A 23189-nucleotide genomic window follows, 5' to 3' on the forward strand; every position below is an offset into this window, starting at 1 on the left:
GCGCATTCTAATAATTTTGGCATGTAACTTTAAAAAATAAAAGTCATGAAAATTAAACGTGCACTACTTATTGGTATAGTCATTTGGATTATTGCCATCCTTTTTTATTCGGTTTCTTACTATGTACCCATCTTGGAAAATAAAGATGCACAGGCAAATCTTGTGTTGTTTGTTGTGGTTATTCCACTGGTCTGGTTGGGCTGTACTTTCTACTATAAAAAGGACCTTCAAACCCATGGATATCTGGTGGGGCAAACCATGTTGTTGACAGCTGTTATATTGGATGCCTTAATCACGGTCCCCTTCTTCGTAATCCCAAAAGGAGGTAGTCATTTTAGCTTTTTTACCTCTTTGGGATTCTGGATCATAGCGGCCGAGTTTTTATTGGTATCCGTGTTGTACTGGTATGCCCGTGTATACCCCAAAACCAAACTTCTAAAGAATTAAGGCCATGGATATCACACTTGAAACTATATTAATCAGTGTATTGATAATATTGACCGGTCTATCGGCGGGACTGTGCTTCACTTGGACCAATGCCATTACCCCTGGAATTGGAAGGTTGGATGACCAGGGCTATTTGATGTCCTTTCAACAAATGAACAGAACCATAATAAATCCACTGTTCTTTGTGGTGTTCTTTGGTCCTTCCATACTCGGGTTTATCTGTTTGTATTGGTTCAAAGGAAGTCCGGCTACACTTATGTGGCTATTGGTTTTGGCCGCGGCTACTTACTTCTTTGGAGTAGTGCTGGTCACTATTTTCGGGAATGTTCCTTTAAACGAGATGCTGGATAAAGTTGATTTGAATACGGCAAGCAAAAATGAATTGGGACGATTGAGGGAAAGCTTCGAACTAAAATGGAATCGTTTGCACCTTATAAGGACCATCACCTCGGTTATTTCCTTTCTCTTTCTTCTATTGGCATTAATACAGGCCGCTAAGAACAGTATTTAATAGATGTCCCCAAATTCTAAACAATAATTTTAAAACAAATAAAAATGAAAAACAGGAGTAATATTTTAGTCATCGGCGGTACCGGAAAAACGGGCCGCAAAGTAGTAAATAGATTAATTAAGGCGGGCCATAAGGTCAGGATAGGTTCCAGATCGGCTTCCCCGGCCTTTGATTGGGAACAACCAGAAACATGGTCAGAGAGCTTGAAAGGGATAGACAAGGTTTATATCACCTTTCAACCAGACCTAGCAGTTCCGGGAGCTTTGGAGGCAATAGAGGAACTGATCAGAAAAGCCAAACAATCGGGCGTGAAAAAGGTAGTGCTCTTATCTGGAAAAGGGGAGCGCGAAGCTGAACTCTGTGAACAAGTGGTGATCCACTCTGGTCTGGATTATACTATTGTTAGGGCTAGTTGGTTTAATCAAAATTTTAGTGAAAGTTTTTTCCTGGAGCCTATTTTGGAGGGCTTTGTAGCCTTGCCACAGGCAGATGTTAAAGTTCCCTACGTGGATACGGATGACATTGCCGATGTGGCTGTAGCTGCCTTGCTGAACGAAAAGCACAATGGAGAGATTTACCAACTTACCGGTCCAAGACAACTTACCTTTAAAGAAGTGATCCAGGAAATTTCGGAAGCCACTGGAAGGGACATTGCATTTACGCCAATTGCCCTGTCGGCCTATACCCAAGTAATGCAACAACAGGGAGTCCCTGCCGATTATATTTGGCTGATAGAGTACTTGTTTACAGAGGTTCTGGGTAATCCGGACAATGCGGATATTACCCATGATATAGAAAAAGTGTTGGGAAGAAAGCCAAAAGATTTCTCGGAATATGTAAAGGAAACTACAGATACAGGGATTTGGAATTCACCTTCTTTATAAAATACAGTAAGTGATAACGGGAAAGAATTATTAAAACCTTAAACGTATGCCACATTTTATAATAGATTGTTCGGAAAACATTGTTTTATTAAAATCACCTCAGGAGATTATGCAAAATGTATATGATGCCGCCGAGTCTACAGAACTTTTTGACCCTGGAGACATAAAGGTGAGAATCAATCCATTTAAGTATTACAATGTAGGGAACTCTACCAATGATTTTGTTCACATTTTTGCCAATATTATGGAAGGGCGAACGGTACACCAAAAGGCTATGTTATCTAAAACATTGGTAACCAAATTAAAGCAAATGTTTCCGGAAGTTCCGATTCTATCCATGAACATCCGAGATTTTGAAGAGGCTACTTATTTTAATAAATCGATGATTAAAAAAGATGACTAAAGAAGAAAAAATAAAAATATTGGATATTAGTTGGGAGTTGCATAGTCAAGTTGAAACTAGTTATTTGAATAATCCCGCGAATAAAGGTGATACGGAGTGGTTGGAAAAACAGCGTATACTTCTGGCGGATATGGCACTACATTTATTGCAGACAGCTATCAAACCAGGTGATATTGAATTAGATAGATTGCGTGATAATATGAATGCCATACTTACTATAGCAGATCAGTTTCTACCAAGTGCTGATCTAAAAAAGGCCACTGAAAAATTGTATGATAATTTATAATTACATGAGAAAATCAATAATTACCTTCAGTATCCTTCTTTATGCCATTGTGGTTCCTTTTTTGGAAATTAATGAAACCCATGTTTTCAATCCCAATTGGACTCCCCATGTTAGAATTCATGAGGTATGGCAATTAATTACAAATTCCGGAATAGGGTTGCTGTGTCTGTGGTTGGTATGGGTTAAAAAGGAAACCAAGATCAGTGGTATTTTAAGTTTATTGGTAACAGGGGGCTTCTTATTGGCTTATGGCTTAAAGAATGCTTATGGTGGTTCCATGAAATATTTGGATGGAAGTGAAAAAACATTATTGGGAATCAATATTGGTGTTTTAGGATTTGGGATGGCCTTTATATTGGTTTTGTACCTATTAATGGTTGAAAAGTTTAAAGGAACAGTTAACAGAAATAAAAATGAAATTTAGAAAAGCAACAGAGAACGATGTTATAGCAATTGTAGAAATGATTGCCGATGATGAGTTGGGAAAAACAAGGGAGAATTTCAAAACACCCCTGCCAGAGGAGTATTATAGAGCTTTTGCGAACATAAATAGCGATAACAACCAGGAACTTATAGTTGTGGAAAATGAAGTGGGGGAGGTGGTAGGCACCTTACAATTATCCTTTATCCAATACCTCACCTATCGTGGTGGTGTAAGAGCCCAGATCGAAGCTGTGAGAATTAGGAAGGATCAAAGGGGAACGGGCATTGGAACCAAAATGTTTAAATGGGCCATAAATAGAGCAAAAGAAAGAAATGCCCATATATTGCAGTTAACCACGGACAAGAAAAGGCCATCGGCAATAGCCTTTTATACAAAACTTGGGTTTAGCGACAGCCATGAAGGGATGAAGATGCATTTCTGATTGTATCATTACTAAAGCGAAACGACAACACCCTTATGATGTTGATTTATATAGTTGTTCTTAAGAACATTTAACAGGAAAAAGCAGACAGAATAACGAGAGGTCATTGAAATGTCAGAAACAAAATGTAAGTTGGTACCGTAATACCCTTGCATGAAAAAAATCTACTTTTTAGCTCTTTTGAGCTTTTTCCATTTTGCCGTTTCGGCACAATCGGAATTCATCACGACCTGGAAAACGAATAATCCAGGAATTTCAGAGGATAACCAGATTACAATTCCAACCTATCCCGGAGAAAACTATGATTATTCAGTGGACTGGGGAGATGGCACCTCGGATTTAAATGTTGTGGGGAATATTACCCACACCTATGCCAGTGCGGGAACCTATCAAGTTTCGATTACTGGGGTTTTTCCAAGAATTTATTTTAACTACGAGACGGGAAACCCAATTGCTGCCGATGAGAAGAAGTTACTTGCCATTGAGCAATGGGGTAACATAGTATGGTCCTCCATGTCAGGAGCATTTTATGGGTGTGCAAACATGGATGTCAATGCAACCGATGTGCCGAATTTGTCGAATGTCACCAGTGTCCAAGCTATGTTCCGTGAATGTAGTAATCTGGTAGGCAATTCTTCTTTTAATGACTGGGATGTGAGTAATGTTACGGACATGGGTACCATGTTCTTCGATGCCAAAGAATTCAATAGCCCATTGAATAATTGGAATGTCTCTAATGTACAATCTTTTAACTCCATGTTCAATGGTGCCACCAAGTTTAATCAGCCTTTAAACAATTGGATTCTAAGTTCGGCAACATTTATAGGTGGCATGTTTTCAAGGGCATCTTCATTCAATCAAGATATAGGAAATTGGGATGTGAGTTCTGTAACAAATATGGGGTATATGTTCAGTGGAGCAAGTTCTTTTGATCAAGAAATTGATAATTGGGACGTGTCCAAAGTAACTGATATGCGCAGTATGTTCCAGCAGAGTACATCATATAACCAAAATATGTCCTCATGGGATGTTGGCAAGGTAGAACGAATGGATGCCATGTTTAGATGGGCTACCAATTTTAATCAAAATATCAGTAATTGGAATGTACAGAGCGTAACATTAATGAATTCTATGTTCCGGGGCGCATCATCCTTTAATCAAAATATTTCAAATTGGGAAGTTGGCAATGTAACGAACATGTCGGAACTATTCATGGATGCCGTAGTTTTTGATCAGCCAATCGGGATTTGGGATATTGGTAAGGTAACCAACATGGCCTCTATGTTTGATGGGGCAAGTAATTTTGACCGGGATTTGGGAAGTTGGAATATTGAAAATGTAGAAAATGTTAATAATATATTCACTGGGGCAAAATTATCTTCAAAAAATTACGATAGTTTAATTCAGGGATGGAGCAGTATACCATCATTAAAACCAAATTTGGTATTTGATGGAGGTAATAGTAGTTTTTGCAAGTCTTTTGCAGAAAGGCAAGCCTTAATAGATACCAAGGGTTGGATAATTACCGATGCTGGGGAAGACTGCCCATTTATTAGTACCTGGAAGACCAACAACCCCGGTATTTCTGATAGTTACCAAGTCACTATTCCAACTTTTCCGGGTGAAACCTATAATTATACCATTGATTGGGGGGATGGGTCCTCTAATACCAATGTAACAGGGGACATAACACATTCCTATGCCGCAGTTGGTACTTATGAAATATCCATTACAGGTAACTTTCCACGAATGTATTTCAACTATTTCCCCGTTGATGAAATAAAGGACTATGAGAAGCTTATATCTATTGATCAATGGGGAGATATAAACTGGACTTCAATGGAAGATGCGTTTACAAAATGCTCAAATTTAGATATCCTAGCTACCGATACCCCAAATTTATCCAATGTCAGGAATATGGGTTACATGTTTAGAGGGTGTACCAAATTAATTGGCAATGCTAGTTTTTCCGAATGGGATGTAAGCAATATAACAGGGATGTTTGGTGTTTTTATTGACTGCCCATTATTTAACCAGGATATAAGCAATTGGTATGTTGATAATGTAACGGACATGGGATCCATGTTTGCAGGAGCTTATTCTTTTAATCAAGATATTTCTTCATGGAATGTATCCAATGTTATTCGTATGTCGGGCTTATTTAACCGTGCCAGTTCATTTAACCAAGACATAGGAGATTGGAATGTATCTAAAGTCAATGATATGGGTTACATGTTCAATTCTGCCAATAGTTTTAATCAAGATATTTCAACTTGGGATGTTTCCAATGTTAAAAGAACTGAAGGAATGTTCTTGGGTAACCAAGCATTTAACCAAAGGCTAGATGGATGGGATGTTTCAAATGTCACTAGTATGGCCGTCATGTTTTATGATGCTCCCCTTTTCAATCAAGACATAGGGGAATGGGATGTCTCAAGTGTCACCGATATGGCCAGGATGTTTGGAAGAGCTTTTTCTTTTGATCAAGATCTGGGAAATTGGGATGTAAGTAATGTTGTAGATATGACATCTATTTTATCCGGTGTTACTTTATCAACAAAAAACTATGATAGTCTATTAAAAGGTTGGAGCGGCTTAACCAATCTTCAAAATAATCTGGTTTTTGATGCTGGAAATAGCCAATATTGCAGCTCAGATTGGGCCCGACAAGCAATTATCGATACCTATGGATGGACTATTTCCGATGCAGGTGCCAACACCGATTGTCATTTTGTAACTACTTGGAAGACAGATAACCCTGGTGCTACCAGTGATGATAGAATACGTATTCCTACAGCTCCAGGTGAAATCTACAATTACTCTGTAGATTGGGGCGATGGTAACAGTGATACAGGGATTACAGGAAATATAACTCACCAATATGCAGTACCTGGAACGTATACAGTATCCGTATACGGGCAATTTCCTAGAATATACTTTAATGATTTTTATGGAACGACCCAAGATTCGGACAAAATTGTTTCCATAGACCAGTGGGGTTTAGGGGAATGGACTTCCATGGATAATGCTTTCACACACTGCTCTAATCTAGATGTATTGGCTACCGATATTCCAAATTTGGAAAAGGTTAGTTCTGCAATTGGGATGTTCAGGTTTTGTGAAGCCTTGGTAGGAAATGATTCCTTCTCCGATTGGAAGGTAGGCTCTATTACGAATTTCGGCAATATGTTCGATGGGGCAAGCCTGTTTAATCAGGATATAGGTGATTGGGATGTTTCCAATGCAACTTATTTATCATTCATGTTTTCCGATGCAATTAATTTTAATAGTGATATCTCCAATTGGGATATAGGTAATGTTGAATTCATAGACGGTATGTTTGTTGGTGCCAAAGCCTTTGATCAGCCAGTCGGAAAATGGGAAGTTGATCACCTAACATCAATGCATGCCTTGTTTGGAGGGGCCAGTTCCTTTAACCAGGATATTTCTTCTTGGAACGTTGGTAATGTGCAACATATGGGCGCTATGTTTTCGGGTGCAACGTCCTTTAATCAGGATATCGGAAATTGGGATGTTTCAAGCGTGACATCAATGAACGTAATGTTCGCAGGGGCAGAGACGTTTAATCAGGATATATCGAGTTGGGATGTGAGTGCTGTTACTGATATGAGTGGAATGTTTGAAAGAGCAACTAGTTTTAATCAGCCTTTAAACATTTGGGATGTTTCCAGTGTAACTCAAATGGCTATAATGTTCGTCGAGGCCACTTCGTACAACAAGCCCTTGAACCAATGGGATGTATCAAATGTTACTGATATGAGCGGTATGTTTGGAAAAGCTACTTCTTTTAATCAAGATATTTCAGATTGGAATATGGGCAAAGTGACTTCTATTGGAGGAATGTTCAATGGGGCATCTTCCTTTGACCAGAACCTAGGAAAATGGGATGTAAGTATGGTTACAACGATGGATCATCTTTTCTCTGGTGGAGGACTATCATTAGAAAACTATGACAAAACCCTTATTGGTTGGAGCAATATACCGGTGTTACAAAGCAATGTTTTATTATTTATGAATAACAGCCAGTATTGCGATGGAGAATTAGCAAGGCAAAGCCTTATTGATAATTATGGTTGGATCATAACAGATGGCGGTAAAGTTCCTTATTGTAACGAAGACAATGACTTGGATGGAGTTTTGGACCAGTATGATCTTTGTTTGAGTACCCGACCAGGCATGGAAGTCAATAGTAATGGTTGTGATATTGTACCTTCAGACGGTGTTAAGGTTTATGCCTTAACGCCAAGTTGTACGGGCAGTAACGATGGGAGTATTGAAATATCTATGAATGAAACAGAATATTTGCTGGATATATCCATTTCGGGCGAAGGAATTTCCAATCAATTTAAAAGCGTTGCATCCCATGAACCCTTTAAAATTGATCAATTGCTTGTCGGTTCCTATACTGTTACTATTGCTATTCCTGAGATTCTCTTTCAACAAACTTATGGCGTTGCCATTAATGGGCTGACTTCTGTAAGTGGAAAAAGAGAAGCGTTGGACCTTACAGCAAGAACTGTTTCCTACAACGTTTCGGGTAGTAAAAAATATGAGGTACTGGTGAACGGACAGTTAATGAATTTTACTTTTGACGATCTTGGAGATCAAACCATCTTTATAGACGGTCTATCTGGTAAAACAGATGTTTCGATTTTTGGAGAGAGCGATTGCCAAGGTCACATTACCGACAGTTTCTATATAGGTGACTCCATACAGGTCTTCCCTACGATTTCCTCGGATTACATTCACCTTTTAAGTAAAGGAAATTTCTTGAATCTAATGATTTTCAACTTAGAAGGGAAATTGATCAAAGTAATAGATTACCAACAACAGACAAATATTTTGGATATCTCTTCTTTGGAATCAGGTTTGTATATACTTAAAATAAGAACTGATAATACAGAGGAATCAATAAAGATCATTAAGAAATGAAAATGACAAAATCAATTATAATCAATGCGATTTTAGTTTTATCCTCTCTACTATTTTCCTGTAGTGGTGGCAGTGATAGTGCAAAAGAACCAATAGTCAAAGAAGTTAATCCTCCTACTAAGGCAATTGGAATTTTACCAGTAAACGGCGAGCCTTGTTCCGACTATGAAGCGGTTTCAGGGAACGACGCTCAAGTAAGTATTTCCTTTAGCTGGCAGGAAGCAGAATATGCCCAGAATTATGAATTGGTGGTGAACGAAGGTGGTAATGAGGTTTTTAGAAATATATTTAATGCATTGGTAGCTAAAGTGACACTGAATAGAGGCAAGGTATATACATGGAACATAATCTCAAAAAATAGCGACGGACAAACCAATAGTGATACCATGTCTTTTGCCGCTCCAGGTACTCCTGTAGGTAATTATGTGCCCTATGCGGCCGAAATTGCCATTATATTTGATGTTACCACCGCCGATCTTAATACCTCATGGATTGGCAAAGATGAGGATGGTGATGTTTTGACATATGATGTTGTGGTGAAGGAAGAGGGAGAGACCATTGCGGAATTTAATGATTTAACTGTTGACACGCTGGATCCCATAGCAACTTCTCCAAATATGCTATATACCGTAGAAGTTATAAGTAAGGACGTTTCTGGGAATTATTCTATATCTGAATTCAGTGCCATATCTCCAGAATAGACGGGAAAGTATATCTAATTTGGATTTCCTAGGGGTAATTTCGTCTTGAGGTTCTTATCCAATAAATGGTATCTCCCTTAAAAAAATATTAAAAAGTTCTCATTACAAGGATTTCCAAACTATTTCAGTTGGGAAGGGGGGGTCATGGTCGTTAAAACCAATGATCTTTTAGTTCATTAACCAGTAGCGGTAAGTGAACACTACCAACCAAACATTCTTGGTTTACAACTGGTAATACCCAACATTTACTAGTAGCCCTTTCCTTTTAATCTGTTAAATTCCAATATTCATAGATAGAAATCCAGCCATTGTCTATTTGCTTTCATATTTCTATAGCGTACGTATACCTTTGGTTTATCAATACGTTGCAATGACTACGTATATCCAACAATTGGAACCCAAAATCTTAGAGATTATGAAAGCATTTATTAGAATATACAGTTTATCAGTTTTACTTGCCCTTGCGTTTGTAACACAAGCTTCCGGGCAATCCGTAGGTAACTCAAATTCCAAAACCAATAGGGATACCAAGACAACCACTGTAAGGAAAACGGTGTATAATAAAGTTCCCAGCACAAAGGTTACTTATAAAACTCCAATGCGAAAAGTAGTTTCGGTGCGTTCAGTACCCAATAAAAAAGTTATTAAGTATAAAGGGCAGGACTACTATTATGCCAACAACAAGTATTATACACAATCCAGTGGAAGGTATATTGAAATTGCTCCTAAAATAGGATTCAGGTTAAATAGCTTACCCTCAGGTTATAAGCGGGTCAATTATAATAATTACAATTATTATAATGCCCAAGGGGTCTTTTATGTTCAAATAAATAATGAATATGAAGTTGTAGAACCTGAATTAGGTACCATAGTGTATGAGCTTCCGGAAGATTACGAAAAAGTAGCTATAGATGGAATGGAATATTATGAATATGCCAGTATCCTTTACGAAAAGGTACAAATAAATGGCGCCAGGGCCTACGAAGTAGTAGGCTTTATAGATATGGAATAAAGATGGTTAGATTGGTTGATTAGTGAGAAGGAGGGTAATTACTTGTTTAATTATCCTCTTTTTTTTTGCGTAGTATACTAGTTCAATTGCAGGGATTGCATCCGTCTTCTACTTAACAATCCCAAAGGCAGATACTGCATGTGTATGGAAAGGGAGTGTTTCGCCTGTAAAGGTTGCTGAATCACCTTGCCCTTAAATGGTATACAATACATAATCCAAGAAAAGACCTTCATCCATCTAAGCATAACCTGTTGTTTATCATAACAACATTTATTGCCATCTATGACCTTAATCCCATAGTCAAATAATAAGAAAAACATATCTTAGAGCAAACAAAACAATTCTGTTATGAAAACGCTATGTTATGTCTCTTTGATTTTCTGGTTATGTCTTTCCTGTAAAAATGAGTCTTCCAATAAAACCGATCTTCAAACCGATAATAAAACTGTTGTCTTCGATGGTATTACAGATTCCATAAGACCCGGGGATGATTTCTTTAATCATGTTAATAAAAAATGGTTCGATAAAGCTGTAATTGCAGAGGACCAGGTTGGAGTAGGGTCCTATCGATTTTTAAATATTCCACAGCAGGAATTACTCAGAAATATTTTGCAGGAAGTGTCCCAGCAAGAGCACCCTAAAGGGAGTATAGAACAAAAGGTGGGCGATTTTTATGCCTCAGGGATGGATACCCTGAGTATTGATGCAAGAGGAATTACACCTATACAACCCATCTTGGATAGAATAGAGGCAATAACGGATATTTCAGCTGTGATGGATTTTGTAGCTGCCCAGATCAAGTCCGGGGATTATTCCATGGTTGCACCCTATGTTTCTCCCGATCAGGAGAATAGCTCCCTTAATATTTTACATGTTGCCCAGACTGGATTGGGCATGCCCGATCGGGATTATTATTTTCAGGAAGATGCTTCGGTAAAAGGTATTCAGGAGGCTTACAAAACATATCTGGCCTCGCTGTTTAAATTGGTAGGGGAAAAGGATCCCAAAGCCTTGGCCGCTATCGTTTACGATATAGAAAAACAATTGGCACAATCTCACAAGACCCGCATAGAACAAAGGATCATTAAGGAGAACTATCACAAAATAGCCGTTTCCGAACTGGACCAAAAACATCCCAACCTGGGTTGGAAGAGGCTATTGTCAAATTTAGGTGCGGAGATTGATTCTTTGGATGTCTCACAAACCGATTATTACGATACCTTGAACAAGTTGCTGACCAAGGTGCCATTGGCCCATTGGAAATGGTATCTTAAAGCACACTCCATGGATTCACATGCCAATTTTTTAAGCACACCCTTTAGGGATGCTGCTTTTGAATATAGCAAAGTATTGTCAGGACAGGCACAACAGCAATCAAGGGCAAAGCAGATGGTACGCCGCGTAGATGATCAAATAGGTTTTGCCTTGGGGCAATTATATGTAAAGCGTTACTTTAAGGAAGATGCCAAAAAGCGGGCCCTGGATCTGGTAAATAATTTTCAGAAAGTATTGGAGAAACGTATAGATGACCTGGATTGGATGGGTGATAGTACCAAGCTTAAGGCCAAGGACAAGTTATATGCCATCAACAAAAAAATAGGCTATCCGGATGTGTGGAGAACCTATGATGCGGTTATAGATCGGGATAAGTTCTTTGAAAATGTGGTGGCCTTGCAAGAAGATGAATATCAATACGAACTTAAGCAACTTAATAAGGCGCCCAACCGGGACGAGTGGCATACTACCCCGTCTACGGTTACGGCCTATTACAATCCAGCGTTGAACGAAATTGTGTTTCCCGCAGGAATATTACAAGCTCCATATTTTGATCTGTATGCGGACGATGCCTTGAATTACGGTGGCATTGGAATGGTAATAGGTCATGAGTTTACACATGCCTTTGATGATCAAGGGGCACAATATGACAAAAATGGAAATGTTGCCAATTGGTGGACAGAGCACGATTACACGCAGTTCAAGGCCAAAACGCAAAAGATCATAGACCTTTATTCAACCTTCACTGTTTTGGATAGTATCCATTTAAAGGGGGCGTTGACGGTTGGGGAAAACACGGCTGATAACGCCGGGATTGCCATTGCCTATGATGCGTTTAAGCTAACAGAACAGGGGCAGAATTCCACCAAAATTGGGGGTTATACCCCAGATCAGCGTTTTTTTCTCTCCTTAGCCAATATTTGGCGGGTAAAAATGCGCGAGGAATTCTTGCGCAATTATGTAATGACCGATCCGCATTCGCCACCCATTTGGCGCGTAAATGGCCCATTAATGAACTTTACGCCATTTTATGACGCTTTTAATGTTGAGCCAGGGGATCATAATTTCAAACCAGCGGAGGAAAGAATTAAGATATGGTAGGTACCTAAAAGTGATGGAAAAACCATTGTTAATCAAAATAAATGTAAGCCGCTAATTTTCAGATCCGAGTGGTTATGTTTTGTATATTTAATACACAACAATTTATCCTTCTAAAGCAAAAATATCATGAGCGCAAAAACTGTTAAAGCATACGGAACAAAATCCGCCGAATCCGATTTGGAACAATTAAAGATCAATAGACGATCGGTTACTGCAAAAGACGTAGAGATCGATATTCTTTTTTGTGGTGTCTGTCATTCCGATTTGCATTTTGCGCGAAATGATTGGGGCATGACCCAATACCCTGTAGTACCGGGTCATGAAATTGTGGGAAGAGTAACCCAAGTTGGGTCTGGAGCCTCAAAGTATAAAGTAGGCGACCTGGTTGCTGTAGGATGTTTGGTAGATTCCTGTAGGACCTGTAACAATTGTAAGGATGATTTGGAGCAATATTGTCCACAATGGGTCGGCACCTATGGGGGGTACGATAAACATTTGGATTCGCCTACCCATGGTGGTTATTCCGAAACTATAGTTGTAGATGAAGACTTTGTACTGAGTGTGCCAAAAAATCTGGATCAGGCAGGTATTGCACCGGTATTGTGTGCCGGAATCACGACTTGGTCACCTTTAAGACATTGGAATGTTGGCAAAGGGAGTAAAGTGGCAGTGGTAGGTCTTGGAGGATTGGGGCATATGGCCCTTAAACTTGCAAATGCCCTAGGGGCAGATGTCACCTTGTTTTCCAGAAGTCCAAATAAGGTTCAGGATGGTCTGGATCTGGGTGCTCACCAGGTAATTATATCAACCGACGAAGCACAGATGGAAAGTGTTATGAACCATTTTGATCTTATTATAGACACAGTTCCCTATGCACATGATTTGAATCCGTACATTGGAACTTTGTCAACCAATGGCACCTTGGTGGTCGTTGGCTATTTAGGGCCTCTGGATCCCATGCTGGTAACCGTGCCTATGATTATGGGGAGAAGGGCAGTGGCAGGATCTTTAATAGGTGGGATAGCAGAAACACAGGAATTGTTGGACTTCTGTGGAAAACATAATATTACTTCGGACATTGAGATCATTAAAATGCAAGATATCAATGTTGCCTATGAGCGTATGCTGAAGAGCGATGTACATTATCGATTTGTTATAGATATGAAATCGCTCAAGAAATAATTCCAAAAAAAGGACTTCTGCCTAGAATGTGGTATTTTATTTTGGCCAACAAGGAGCACAATTCCTATAACTAAATAAAAGAAGGGAAGGTTTTTAGAAGTATGAATTAGGAAGAGGGAATAAAATAGTAAAGCCGACTCTAAAAGTCGGCTTTAATTCCAATAATGTGGATTATGTACTCTTATAAATAAGCCCTTAAAATTTCGGAACGGGATTTGTTTTGAAGGATCCGCAGTGCTTTTGCGCTAATTTGCCGTACACGTTCCCTGGTGATATCAAAGAGTTCGCCAATTTGGCTAAGGCTCATAGGGTTTTGTTCCCCAATACCATAGTACAGACGAATAATTTCACTTTCCCTACTGGGAAGTGTTTTTAACACCATATCAATATCTGTTCTTAGTGAGTCCTTCATCATTTTGGTATCGGGACTGTTCGATTCTTTCGATTTTATTACGTTGTATAAATTGGAGGATTCCCCTTCCTCAAAAGGTGCGTCCATGGACAAATGCTTTCCGGAATTTTTAATCGCCAATTTCACCTGTGCGGGACTCATATCTAGCTCCCTGGCAATCTCTACGGCGCTTGGGGGACGCTGAAAGGTTTGTTCCAAGGAAGAGTATACCTTGTTTATTTTACTAATTTCACCAATTTTATTTAGTGGCAATCGTATCATACGGGAATGTTCGGACATCGCTTGCAATATAGATTGCCTGATCCACCAAACGGCATAGGAGATAAATTTAAAACCTCTGGTTTCGTCAAAACGTTTGGCCGCCTTGACCAAGCCAATATTACCTTCGTTGATTAGATCGGAAAGGCGTAATCCTTTACCTTGATATTGTTTTGCGGCAGAAACCACAAAACGTAAATTGGCATTTACTAATTTATTAAGGGCAATTTGATCTCCTTCACGAATTCTTTTGGCCAGTTCCGCCTCCTCATCTGGGGTAATCAATTCAATTTTTGATATTTCTTGAAAATACTTTTCTAAGGATCTGGTGTCTCTGTTCGTAATTTGTTTAGTGATCTTAAGTTGCCTCATATATTTGTTTTAATTATTAGTTACATCTTATAATTTAACAATTTTTTACGTAATTCCTAATTTTATTGAATATATTTTAAATTATTTTCATTAAAATAAATAAATCATAAGATTTAATTAAATTTCATTTCTAATGAGACTTGCCTTAATAGTGCAGAAGCACAATTGGAAAAAGCACCATATCTCCAAACTATATTTTTATATCTTGATATATTTGAATTCCAGATACCTTATAGGGCTTATAGTATCCGTAATTAGATAATTAACAATATAATTTAATTTATCATCTACATAATTTCTTTGACAATGGCGAGAATGTCAAAGTAGACTTACTTTCTTTTTTTGTTTATGTTAAAATATTGGTTCTAGTTAATAAATGCTTAATCGTCAACTACTTAATTATACATGGGTTCGTTTCATTTGTACATAAAACACTACAAACTATACATCTTAAACTCTTTTCTTGTAATATAATTCGTACTTTTATTTTGCTCCCCGATGAAACTTTGTTCAACTCTAAACATATAGTTATGCCGGGACCTGCTATACATCATCTTATCGCAAAGGAGCTTAAACAACGCATTCAGTCTGGTAATGGACTGGGCGATGATGCAGATTACGAAAAGCTTCAAGAATTGTTAACCAAAAGTGAGAATTTCCCCTACCTCTTTTTAGGGTGTCAGGGACCGGATTTTCTCTTTTTCAACACCAAAGATTGGACCGGTCTGCCTTTGGGTGATGCCGTTAAAATCTATTATGAAGTTTATGATGCCATAGACGATATAAAAGAAACCTTGAAAGGTTTGGTTCCCCAACCAGTGATAGATGCGTTGGAGGCATTGGACGCTGCTGCAGATGCGGTCGTAGAAAATTCGTCCACCCTTACAGAATTGGAACAACTTTTTGGTGATATGCAACAGGTGGTTGATGGATTACTGGCCAACCTTACCGAAATGATTAAGAAATTTATCACAGATTTTAATCTTTACGACCTGCTGGAACATCCTTATCGAGATGGACAGACCAAAGGGGAGTGGTGGTGGTTTGATGCCATGCATTATCGTAAAACCGGTAAGTTTGCCCAGGCCTTGGTAGATAAGACGAGTCCAGATTCTCCCTTACATCTCTATGCGCTGGGGTACCTGACCCACGTGACAGGAGATACCGTTGGTCATCCGTTTGTGAATATTAATAGCGGGGGTGCTTACAGAACACAATCGCAAAGACATAAGACAGGAGAGAATTTTCAGGATGTCTTTCATATGTTTCAACATACCTCAGGTACCGATTGGAATCGCTCACAACTCCATGCATTTTACAATTTTAATTTTACAGGAAATATAGCTCCTATTGATGCAGCAAATCCTGAACCCGATAGAAATACACAACTGCCGGACGATCTTGCAGACCTAATTGCGGATACCATGAACGAAATCTACAATACGGGAAACATGGACGATAACGAATATGGTCGGACGATTTCCAAAGGAGATGTGGATGCTGCTTACCGCCTATGGTATAAATGGATGAGGTCGGCTACCGAAACCGGAACCTTGCCCGAACCCATACCTTATTCCCTCACCGAGGAGTTGGAAGAAGTTTGGGAAACGGCCATGGATAATCTTGGCGATATAGGAGATTTTTTGGAAGACGCGGCAGATTTGGCCGGAAGTTTCAATATCCTAGCTATTTTTATAATACTGGCTGCTCTGATAATTGCAGCTGTGGCGGCAGCACTGGCCTTGATCGATGCGGTTTTAGGGGCGCTGACGACCCTTACTGTTGCTGGTATTCGATATGCGGCTTGCTTAATTTATGAGCATTTATATAATGCCTTCCAGACTTTCAGGCTGGGGGTATCCTTTAATGGTCTGGCTTACCCGATGACCGAGCATATGAACGAAGTTCGTTTTGACCAGTTTAAGAATACATCTTTTGACGATCCCTTTGGTTTTGATTCAAGAGATCTTAAAGGCAGCTTGCCTAAATTAAAGGTTCTACTTGATGGCGGAGGATTTCTAGATCAACTGTTTCACAAAGAAAAGCATTTGGTGTACCCTCCAACCTCCGAAACTGCCTCAGAACCCAATGCGGCAATTCCAGGGCCAGATTCCTATTTCCAGCAAGATCCTCTGCACTATGCTTTTGGAAATATCCCCTTGGATAGAAAATTCATTGACTTTCTAACTCAACTGGAAGGGGATGAGCAAAAGCTTAAGGATTATTTGGCTACAGCGATAAAAGAAAAGCGGGGTTTGCCTACTCTGGGAAATGCAATGGACCTTACAGAGGAACTCTATGACCGCCTTATTAAAAATAAGGAAATCCCAGAATTCAACTTGGATGCAGATCGTGGTTACGCCTATACATGCTGGACACAGAAGGATGAATCTGGTCCAAACGCCCCTGAAGCCCCCAAAGAGTTGTTGCAGAACGATCAACAGCAGAACGGACAGGCGATTACTCCCGTGAAACTTGATTTTATCGGGCATTAAGTACAACTAACACTAAAACACCTAAAGATGTCAGTAAATGTTAAAAAAGCTGCTGGTTATATCAGTGGTCTCAGAAAATCCAGGGAAGAGTACCTCAAAAAAGTACCTGATCAACTTGCAAAGATCTATAGAGGTAAGGATAAGCGGCCGAAACCGGACCATTTCAAGGAAAGTTCCTTTCTTTATATTCGCTCCTATAACGGGGATATAGGGATAAGGCCTTTCTCCGGGATTAATTTCTGGAATTCACCAGATATTACAATTAATCCGATATCTAATTCCGGTATAAACACCACGGAATTATATGCAGGTAATACTTATAATATTCGTTGTCGCCTAAATAATAGGGGCGATCTCATGATTCCTTATCCCAAAGTGGAATTTTTTCTAACAGATCCAAGCCTAGGCTTTAACACGACGGTTGCAAAATTACTTGGTCTGACCCAATTACAAGGCCTTTTGTTACCTGCAAGTAATGACGAAGCAATAATGAGATATACTGTACCAGCTTCAGAGTCGGGCCATAAATGCCTGTTCGCACGGACCTATTCATTTAGTCCTTTGGACAAACCTTTCGATCTAAATGCCCTGGATCCAAGGTTGGACCGGCATATTGGTCAGCAGAACCTGAACATTGTTCCACAGGGTAGCACTTATACATTCAATCTTGTGCATCAGCCCAATACATTGGAAACCATTGAATTCCGTCCTTTGTCTGTAAGACAGGTTATGGTCCTTCAGCATCCGGCTTTACAGGAATTGAAGATTACTCAATTGAAGGATAAACAGACGTTAGCCCGTATTAAAGTGGAAGTAGCAGCAAAAACTTCCCATGAAATAGGAATGAAAAGTGAGAAAGGAATTATGCAGATTACGACAAGCGGTAAAGGACTTAGCCTAGATAAACAGGGTGAAATCTTTAAAAAGACCAATGCAATACTTAAGGCCATCCACTCCGGCAAAGGAAGTCATCAGCATTTTAAAAGGGATTTAAAACCGTTTACTGACATGAATCGGCTTGTAGCGGTCACCGCCTTCCAAATGACCATTCCGGATTTTGGTACCCGTAAGGGCTATGCAGTAGGCTTAGAAATTGTCAATAGAAATAAGATTGATGGTTCGATAAAAGGAGGAATTACTTTGATTGCCATTGGGAAATAAATCAATGAAGTAACAACAGATTAGAATATCTAGAAGAAACACGTTTTTAATTATACCAAAAAATGGCTTTAACATTTGAAAATTTTATAGAAATCCCGCGCATTCCGAGTGCGCCTGCAAAGACTGCTAGACAAGCGCTAAATATATTTCGTAGATCGCAGCAAATAGGTGGTCTTCAACAGGCAAAAACTGCAGCTCTGGAGGCCATTCTTAATGTTAGTACAACTGAAAAGCCCAGTGAACTGGGCAGGCTTAGACTCCTTTATAAGGAGGTATACACCATGGAAGAATTAAGATCCTTTATTGATCGGTCTTTTGATTTTTATGGAATTCAACAAATTTAATTAAATGTATTATGTCGTATCCAGATCTTGGTTGCTTTGCGGAATGCTTGGAATGTGAACTTTGCGATAATCAATTTTCATCTGATGATGATGATTCAGATTTTGATCCTTTTGATTTCGGTGACTTATTTGAACCAGGAGAGCCCTGGGACGATCCAGGATTTTGGGATTCGGATGACCCTGGCGACTACGATGATGGGGGACTATTCGATGACTTTCCTACCGGTATTCCGATTGGGGATACAGAACTTTCGCCCTCTTGGGATAACGGTCCAGGATTGAACTGGAGCGGAGAATTTTAAAAATAGTAAAATGGATAAAAAAGAAGCTGTAACGACCTACATTGCTGCGCAGGAGTTGAGACGATTGTATAATGCCTACAGGGCAACAAGCAAGGCTAATATTTGGATAATGCGCAATATCAGGCATAACGTTATCCACAACACCTTTATGGAAGGGGACAAGAAAACTGATGCTTTCATACAATTGCAGCAAAAGGAAGCCTTGTCCATGGAAACGGATCTGGTTTTTAAAAAGCGGATATCTCAGCTTGAAAAACGTATTAAAGAACTCAAAAGTTTAGATTTCATATGATACCTTTTACACAAACTGAAATAGCTCCCTTAGCCGATCGCGCATATTTTGACTTTATGCTGGGGTCCATAGAAAGGGCAACCCATCATATTTGGGTCTCTTTATTTATCTATGATATAAGACCTTCGCGCGATATCGGAGGAAAGGTGTTGGCATTAACCACGGCACTTATAGATAAAAAACTACATGGACTGGATGTAAGGGTCCTTCTGGCTGGGCATTTAAATACGGCCGATATTGCAGCGGCAAATTTGGCTTCTGGATTATATCTTAAGGAATTTGGAGTTCCCCATCGCAGAAGTGTTCACGATAACACACAATTGGGTTCCCACGCCAAATATGTCATTTGCGACGAGATGGCTATTGTGGGAAGCCAGAACTGGACCGATGACGGCTTCCGGTTAAATATAGAGGACGCCATAGTGTTGAAAGGGGATGCAGTATTTCTATTGGAGTCCGAATTTTTACGCCAATGGGAACTGGGTAAAGGGTTGCCTAAACCTTAAAATGAAATTAAATGGAACTAAAGAAAACAACTGTAAAACCATTGGTAGAAACTTGGAGTGCCTTGATGACCAAGGATCCATGGACAATGTCCCAGAAAGAAGTCCTGATAAATCGAATTATAGGAATTTCAAGGGCAGTTACCCAATACGTGGTCAAGGATGATGTTGTTTCCTATGAGAATGAACAGTCTTTTTTGTTATATAATGCAACGCAGGAAGTTCACTATTGGTTGATGCGTATTTCGGATAACTATAGGAAATTGAGACTAAAAAAAAGAATGCATTATGGCAAAGAGTTCAATGTTACAAAATTGGAAATCCGAAGTGCTAGGATAGCACAGTTAGAGGCATTGCCCGGTATCGGTAATGAGCTGGCCTGGGAGATTGGTAAATTTGTAAGTCAAAGGCCAAAATTGACCTCGGTGGATGATCTTATCCAAATAAATGGCATTGGACCTTCCAAAGTAGCGCAGTTAAAGGAATTAACCTATATAGATTCCAGCGGAGTATATTTCTTATCGCCTTTACTTTCAGAGTTTGTTTCCAATCCAGGGATAGATTCGCTACTAAAATTAATGGATGTTTCAGAATTGGATTATTTCTATGGGGATAGAAGTAAATTTCTAAATCAAAACCAAAACAATACTACTGGTTTTGAACGCTTCAATGTCTTGTTGGAGATGGTTCAGGAACAGTCAACAAGACGATATTCAAAAGTCCAAGGAGTAAAGGCCAGTGCTATAACCGAATGGGCAAACCGTAGGAATGTCTGTGCACAGACCAAAGCCCAATTTAAACCAGGTCAGGGTTCGGTTTTATTACGGGAAGCTTACCTGCCTTTTGTAAAAAGTCAGATTGAAGCTTCCAATACGTCGATTTATCTTATGATGTTCCTAGGCACTCTATCTACGGGGAATCCTCAACAATTAGGACCTCTAGAGTTGATAAAGGCCATGGAACTTGCTGCCGCCAATGGGATTGATGTACGGGTAATCCTAGATCAAGACGATGTTGGACAGCCTTATAAGAGCTTGCTCATTAATAGTCCGCTAGTACAGCGGCTATTAACAACATCAGTAAAAGTAAAATTCGATAAGAAGGACACCTTATTGCATTCCAAAGTTTTGATAATTGATAAAAGTAAAGTTGTAATCGGAAGTCATAATTGGACCTTTAACAGTTTTTACAATACCAATGAAATTAGTGTCTACTTCGAGCAAAACGAAACTGCAGTGGGCTATAGTAAACGTTTTCTTGAGTTGTGGAATTCGCTTCCATCTTTGTAGATGGAATTTACAAGTATTGGGAATCTGTTGTATGGTCTCGGGTGCAGCCCTCCATTATAATACCGTTACCATGAATTTCCAAAACTAATAAAGTACTTTTAAATCTTAGCTGCCAGCCTACTGGCCTGATCTATGGCGCGTTTGGCATCCAATTCGGCAGCCACATCTGCCCCACCAACTACATGTACTTTTATACCTTTTGCTTCCAAAGGTTCCAATAATTCCTTAAATGGCAATTGACCTGCACAAATGATAACGTTATCTACTGCCAACACTTTTTGCGCTCCATTTTGAATATAATGCAAGCCTTCATCATCAATTTTGGTGTACTGCACCTGGTTGATGAACTGTACGTTTTTATTTTTCAAGCTGGTTCTATGTATCCAACCAGTGGTTTTGCCAAGGCCACCACCAAATTTTCCCTTGCTGCGCTTCAACATAAAAATTTCCCTTGGCGAGGGGTGGACTTCGGCCTGTACACCTTCAATTCCGCTGCGGGCCTTCATGGTCTTGTCTATGCCCCATTCCTTTAACCAAGCGTCAATATTCAAAGCGGTGCTCTCACCTTCATGTGCCAAATATTCGGACACATCAAAACCAATTCCTCCTGCACCTATAACCGCAACCCGGCTACCAACTGGCTTTTTTAATTTTAAAACATCAATATAACTCAATACTTTGGGATGATCTATCCCTTCAATTTTTGGAGTTCTTGGTACAATTCCAGTAGCTAATATAACCTCATCAAAATATTCATTTTTTAAATCTTCGGCGTTTACCCGGGTATTTAATTTAACGGTTACATTATGTAATGCCAATTGGGTATTAAAATATCGAATGGTTTCATAGAATTCTTCCTTCCCTGGAATTTGTTTTGCCATGTTGAATTGTCCACCAGTTTCCTTGTCGGCATCAAATAGGGTCACCTCATGTCCCCTTTGTGCTGTAATGGTTGCTGCGGCCAAACCGGCAGGGCCGGCACCTATAACGGCAATTTTTTTCTTTTTTTCAGCTGGCAGATAATTTAGTTCGGTTTCATGGCATGCTCTCGGATTTACCAAACAACTGGCTACTTTCTGGGCAAAAACATGGTCCAAACAGGCTTGATTACAACCAATACAGGTGTTTATTTCGTCTGATTTATTTGCTTGTGCTTTGTTTACCCATTCGGGATCCGCTAAAAATGGCCGAGCCATCGAAATCATATCCGCATGACCTTCCGCCAATACTTTTTCGGCGGTTTCCGGCATATTTATTCTATTGGAAGTAATCAACGGAATGGAAAGTTCTTCCTTCATTTTTTTGGTCACCCAAGTAAAGGCAGCTCTCGGTACCGATGTTGCAATGGTGGGTATTCGTGCTTCATGCCAGCCAATTCCTGTATTTATAATAGTGGCACCGGCTTTTTCAATCTCTTTTCCCAAGGCTACTATTTCTTCCCAGTTGCTACCTTTTTCTACCAAATCCAACATGGATAAACGATAGATTATGATAAATTCCATTCCCACAGCTTCACGTGTCTGTTTTACTATCTCTATGGGTAAGCGAATTCTATTTTTATAGGTTCCCCCATAATCGTCCGTACGCTTGTTTGTTTTTTCTGCAATAAATTGGTTGATCAAATAACCTTCAGACCCCATAATTTCCACACCATCATAGCCCGCCAATTTTGCTAGTTTGGCCGATTTCAGAAAATCGCGGATCGTACGTTTTATACCAGATGGTTTTAGTTTAAATGGCTTAAAGGGAGTAATGGGCGACTTTATGGCCGAAGGGGCCACCGCTAAAGGATGATAGCCGTAACGTCCGGAGTGTAAAATTTGCATACATATTTTACCGTCTTCCCTATGTACTGCTTCTGTAATTATTTTGTGGTGCTTTGCGTGTTTTTTGTTGCTCATACGTGCAGAAAAGGGAGCCGTCCAACCTTGGACGTTCGGGGCAATTCCACCCGAAACAATTAAGCCAACACCACCTTTTGCCCGCTCGGCATAATAGGCTGCTATTTTTTCAAGGCCGTTTTTTTGCTCTTCCAGTCCTGTATGCATGGAACCCATTAGAATACGGTTTTTTAGGGTTGTAAATCCTAAATCCAAGGGTTCAAAAATATGTGTGTACTTAGTCATTTTTATCGTTATTT

The 23189-nt window shown here is 39.5% G+C and carries 22 protein-coding genes; 19 read left to right on the forward strand and 3 right to left on the reverse strand.

Annotation, left to right across the window (positions count from 1 at the left end):
* Positions 1 to 45 precede the first annotated feature (45 nt).
* The 10 genes from MWU82_RS04715 (at position 46) to MWU82_RS04760 (ending at position 10063) form a co-directional block, all read left to right on the forward strand.
* On the forward strand, positions 46 to 447 hold the full coding sequence (locus tag MWU82_RS04715; RefSeq protein WP_215948148.1) for a DUF5367 family protein: 402 nt from the start codon (positions 46 to 48) through the stop codon (positions 445 to 447).
* A gap of 4 nt (positions 448 to 451) precedes the next feature.
* Positions 452 to 958, forward strand: coding sequence for a DUF1772 domain-containing protein (locus tag MWU82_RS04720; RefSeq protein ID WP_215948149.1), 507 nt, complete (start codon positions 452 to 454; stop codon positions 956 to 958).
* Positions 959 to 1002: 44 nt separating this feature from the next.
* Complete coding sequence (locus MWU82_RS04725) at positions 1003 to 1842, forward strand: NAD(P)H-binding protein (RefSeq protein ID WP_247095428.1); 840 nt, start codon at positions 1003 to 1005, stop codon at positions 1840 to 1842.
* Between the two features lie 46 nt (positions 1843 to 1888).
* Positions 1889 to 2245 carry a 5-carboxymethyl-2-hydroxymuconate Delta-isomerase gene (locus MWU82_RS04730; protein WP_247095429.1) on the forward strand — a complete coding sequence of 119 codons (357 nt, stop codon included), beginning with the start codon at positions 1889 to 1891 and terminating at the stop codon, positions 2243 to 2245.
* Positions 2238 to 2531, forward strand: a complete 294-nt coding sequence (locus MWU82_RS04735) for a hypothetical protein (protein ID WP_215948152.1) — start codon at positions 2238 to 2240, stop codon at positions 2529 to 2531. Before MWU82_RS04730 ends, MWU82_RS04735 begins: the two co-directional genes overlap by 8 nt.
* Before the next feature lie 4 nt (positions 2532 to 2535).
* Positions 2536 to 2955 (forward strand): hypothetical protein, encoded by a 420-nt coding sequence (locus MWU82_RS04740; protein WP_215948153.1) that lies wholly within the window; start codon positions 2536 to 2538, stop codon positions 2953 to 2955.
* Entirely contained in the window at positions 2945 to 3397 is a 453-nt protein-coding gene (locus MWU82_RS04745; RefSeq protein ID WP_247095430.1) for a GNAT family N-acetyltransferase, read from the forward strand. Before MWU82_RS04740 ends, MWU82_RS04745 begins: the two co-directional genes overlap by 11 nt.
* 153 nt (positions 3398 to 3550) lie before the next feature.
* Entirely contained in the window at positions 3551 to 8350 is a 4800-nt protein-coding gene (locus MWU82_RS04750; RefSeq protein WP_247095431.1) for a BspA family leucine-rich repeat surface protein, read from the forward strand.
* A gap of 2 nt (positions 8351 to 8352) precedes the next feature.
* Positions 8353 to 9051, forward strand: coding sequence for a hypothetical protein (locus MWU82_RS04755; RefSeq protein WP_215948156.1), 699 nt, complete (start codon positions 8353 to 8355; stop codon positions 9049 to 9051).
* A 415-nt stretch (positions 9052 to 9466) separates the two neighbouring features.
* A complete protein-coding gene (locus MWU82_RS04760; RefSeq protein ID WP_247095432.1) occupies positions 9467 to 10063 on the forward strand; it encodes a DUF6515 family protein in 597 nt (198 codons plus the stop codon).
* Positions 10064 to 10140: 77 nt separating this feature from the next.
* Here MWU82_RS04760 and MWU82_RS04765 read toward each other — a convergent pair whose 3' ends face one another.
* Positions 10141 to 10383 (reverse strand): hypothetical protein, encoded by a 243-nt coding sequence (locus MWU82_RS04765; protein WP_247095433.1) that lies wholly within the window; start codon positions 10381 to 10383, stop codon positions 10141 to 10143.
* A gap of 28 nt (positions 10384 to 10411) precedes the next feature.
* Here MWU82_RS04765 and MWU82_RS04770 point away from each other — a divergent pair, with 28 nt between their 5' ends.
* Together MWU82_RS04770 and MWU82_RS04775 are read left to right on the forward strand one after the other, a co-directional pair.
* Positions 10412 to 12439 (forward strand): M13 family metallopeptidase, encoded by a 2028-nt coding sequence (locus MWU82_RS04770; RefSeq protein WP_247095434.1) that lies wholly within the window; start codon positions 10412 to 10414, stop codon positions 12437 to 12439.
* Positions 12440 to 12565: 126 nt separating this feature from the next.
* Positions 12566 to 13621, forward strand: coding sequence for an NAD(P)-dependent alcohol dehydrogenase (locus tag MWU82_RS04775; RefSeq protein WP_247095435.1), 1056 nt, complete (start codon positions 12566 to 12568; stop codon positions 13619 to 13621).
* A 181-nt stretch (positions 13622 to 13802) separates the two neighbouring features.
* Here MWU82_RS04775 and MWU82_RS04780 read toward each other — a convergent pair whose 3' ends face one another.
* Positions 13803 to 14663 carry an RNA polymerase sigma factor RpoD/SigA gene (locus MWU82_RS04780; protein ID WP_215948160.1) on the reverse strand — a complete coding sequence of 287 codons (861 nt, stop codon included), beginning with the start codon at positions 14661 to 14663 and terminating at the stop codon, positions 13803 to 13805.
* Between the two features lie 530 nt (positions 14664 to 15193).
* Between MWU82_RS04780 and MWU82_RS04785 the strand changes: the two genes are divergently transcribed.
* From MWU82_RS04785 to MWU82_RS04815, 7 genes are all read left to right on the forward strand, one after another.
* Positions 15194 to 17158 carry a zinc dependent phospholipase C family protein gene (locus MWU82_RS04785; protein ID WP_247095436.1) on the forward strand — a complete coding sequence of 655 codons (1965 nt, stop codon included), beginning with the start codon at positions 15194 to 15196 and terminating at the stop codon, positions 17156 to 17158.
* Between the two features lie 27 nt (positions 17159 to 17185).
* A complete protein-coding gene (locus tag MWU82_RS04790; RefSeq protein WP_215948162.1) occupies positions 17186 to 18319 on the forward strand; it encodes a hypothetical protein in 1134 nt (377 codons plus the stop codon).
* Between the two features lie 62 nt (positions 18320 to 18381).
* A complete protein-coding gene (locus tag MWU82_RS04795; RefSeq protein ID WP_215948163.1) occupies positions 18382 to 18663 on the forward strand; it encodes a hypothetical protein in 282 nt (93 codons plus the stop codon).
* Between the two features lie 11 nt (positions 18664 to 18674).
* Positions 18675 to 18965, forward strand: coding sequence for a hypothetical protein (locus tag MWU82_RS04800; RefSeq protein ID WP_215948164.1), 291 nt, complete (start codon positions 18675 to 18677; stop codon positions 18963 to 18965).
* Positions 18966 to 18975: 10 nt separating this feature from the next.
* Positions 18976 to 19257, forward strand: a complete 282-nt coding sequence (locus tag MWU82_RS04805; protein WP_215948165.1) for a hypothetical protein — start codon at positions 18976 to 18978, stop codon at positions 19255 to 19257.
* Complete coding sequence (locus tag MWU82_RS04810; protein WP_247095437.1) at positions 19254 to 19763, forward strand: phospholipase D family protein; 510 nt, start codon at positions 19254 to 19256, stop codon at positions 19761 to 19763. The genes MWU82_RS04805 and MWU82_RS04810 overlap by 4 nt, the downstream gene beginning before the upstream one ends.
* Before the next feature lie 11 nt (positions 19764 to 19774).
* Positions 19775 to 21049, forward strand: a complete 1275-nt coding sequence (locus MWU82_RS04815; protein WP_247095438.1) for a phospholipase D-like domain-containing protein — start codon at positions 19775 to 19777, stop codon at positions 21047 to 21049.
* Between the two features lie 98 nt (positions 21050 to 21147).
* Here the strand turns inward: MWU82_RS04815 and MWU82_RS04820 are convergent, their stop codons facing one another.
* Positions 21148 to 23175 carry an NADPH-dependent 2,4-dienoyl-CoA reductase gene (locus tag MWU82_RS04820; RefSeq protein WP_247095439.1) on the reverse strand — a complete coding sequence of 676 codons (2028 nt, stop codon included), beginning with the start codon at positions 23173 to 23175 and terminating at the stop codon, positions 21148 to 21150.
* Positions 23176 to 23189: the final 14 nt, after the last annotated feature.

This window comes from Arenibacter sp. S6351L (genome assembly GCF_023016025.1).
Taxonomy (GTDB): Bacteria; Bacteroidota; Bacteroidia; order Flavobacteriales; family Flavobacteriaceae; genus Arenibacter; species Arenibacter algicola_B.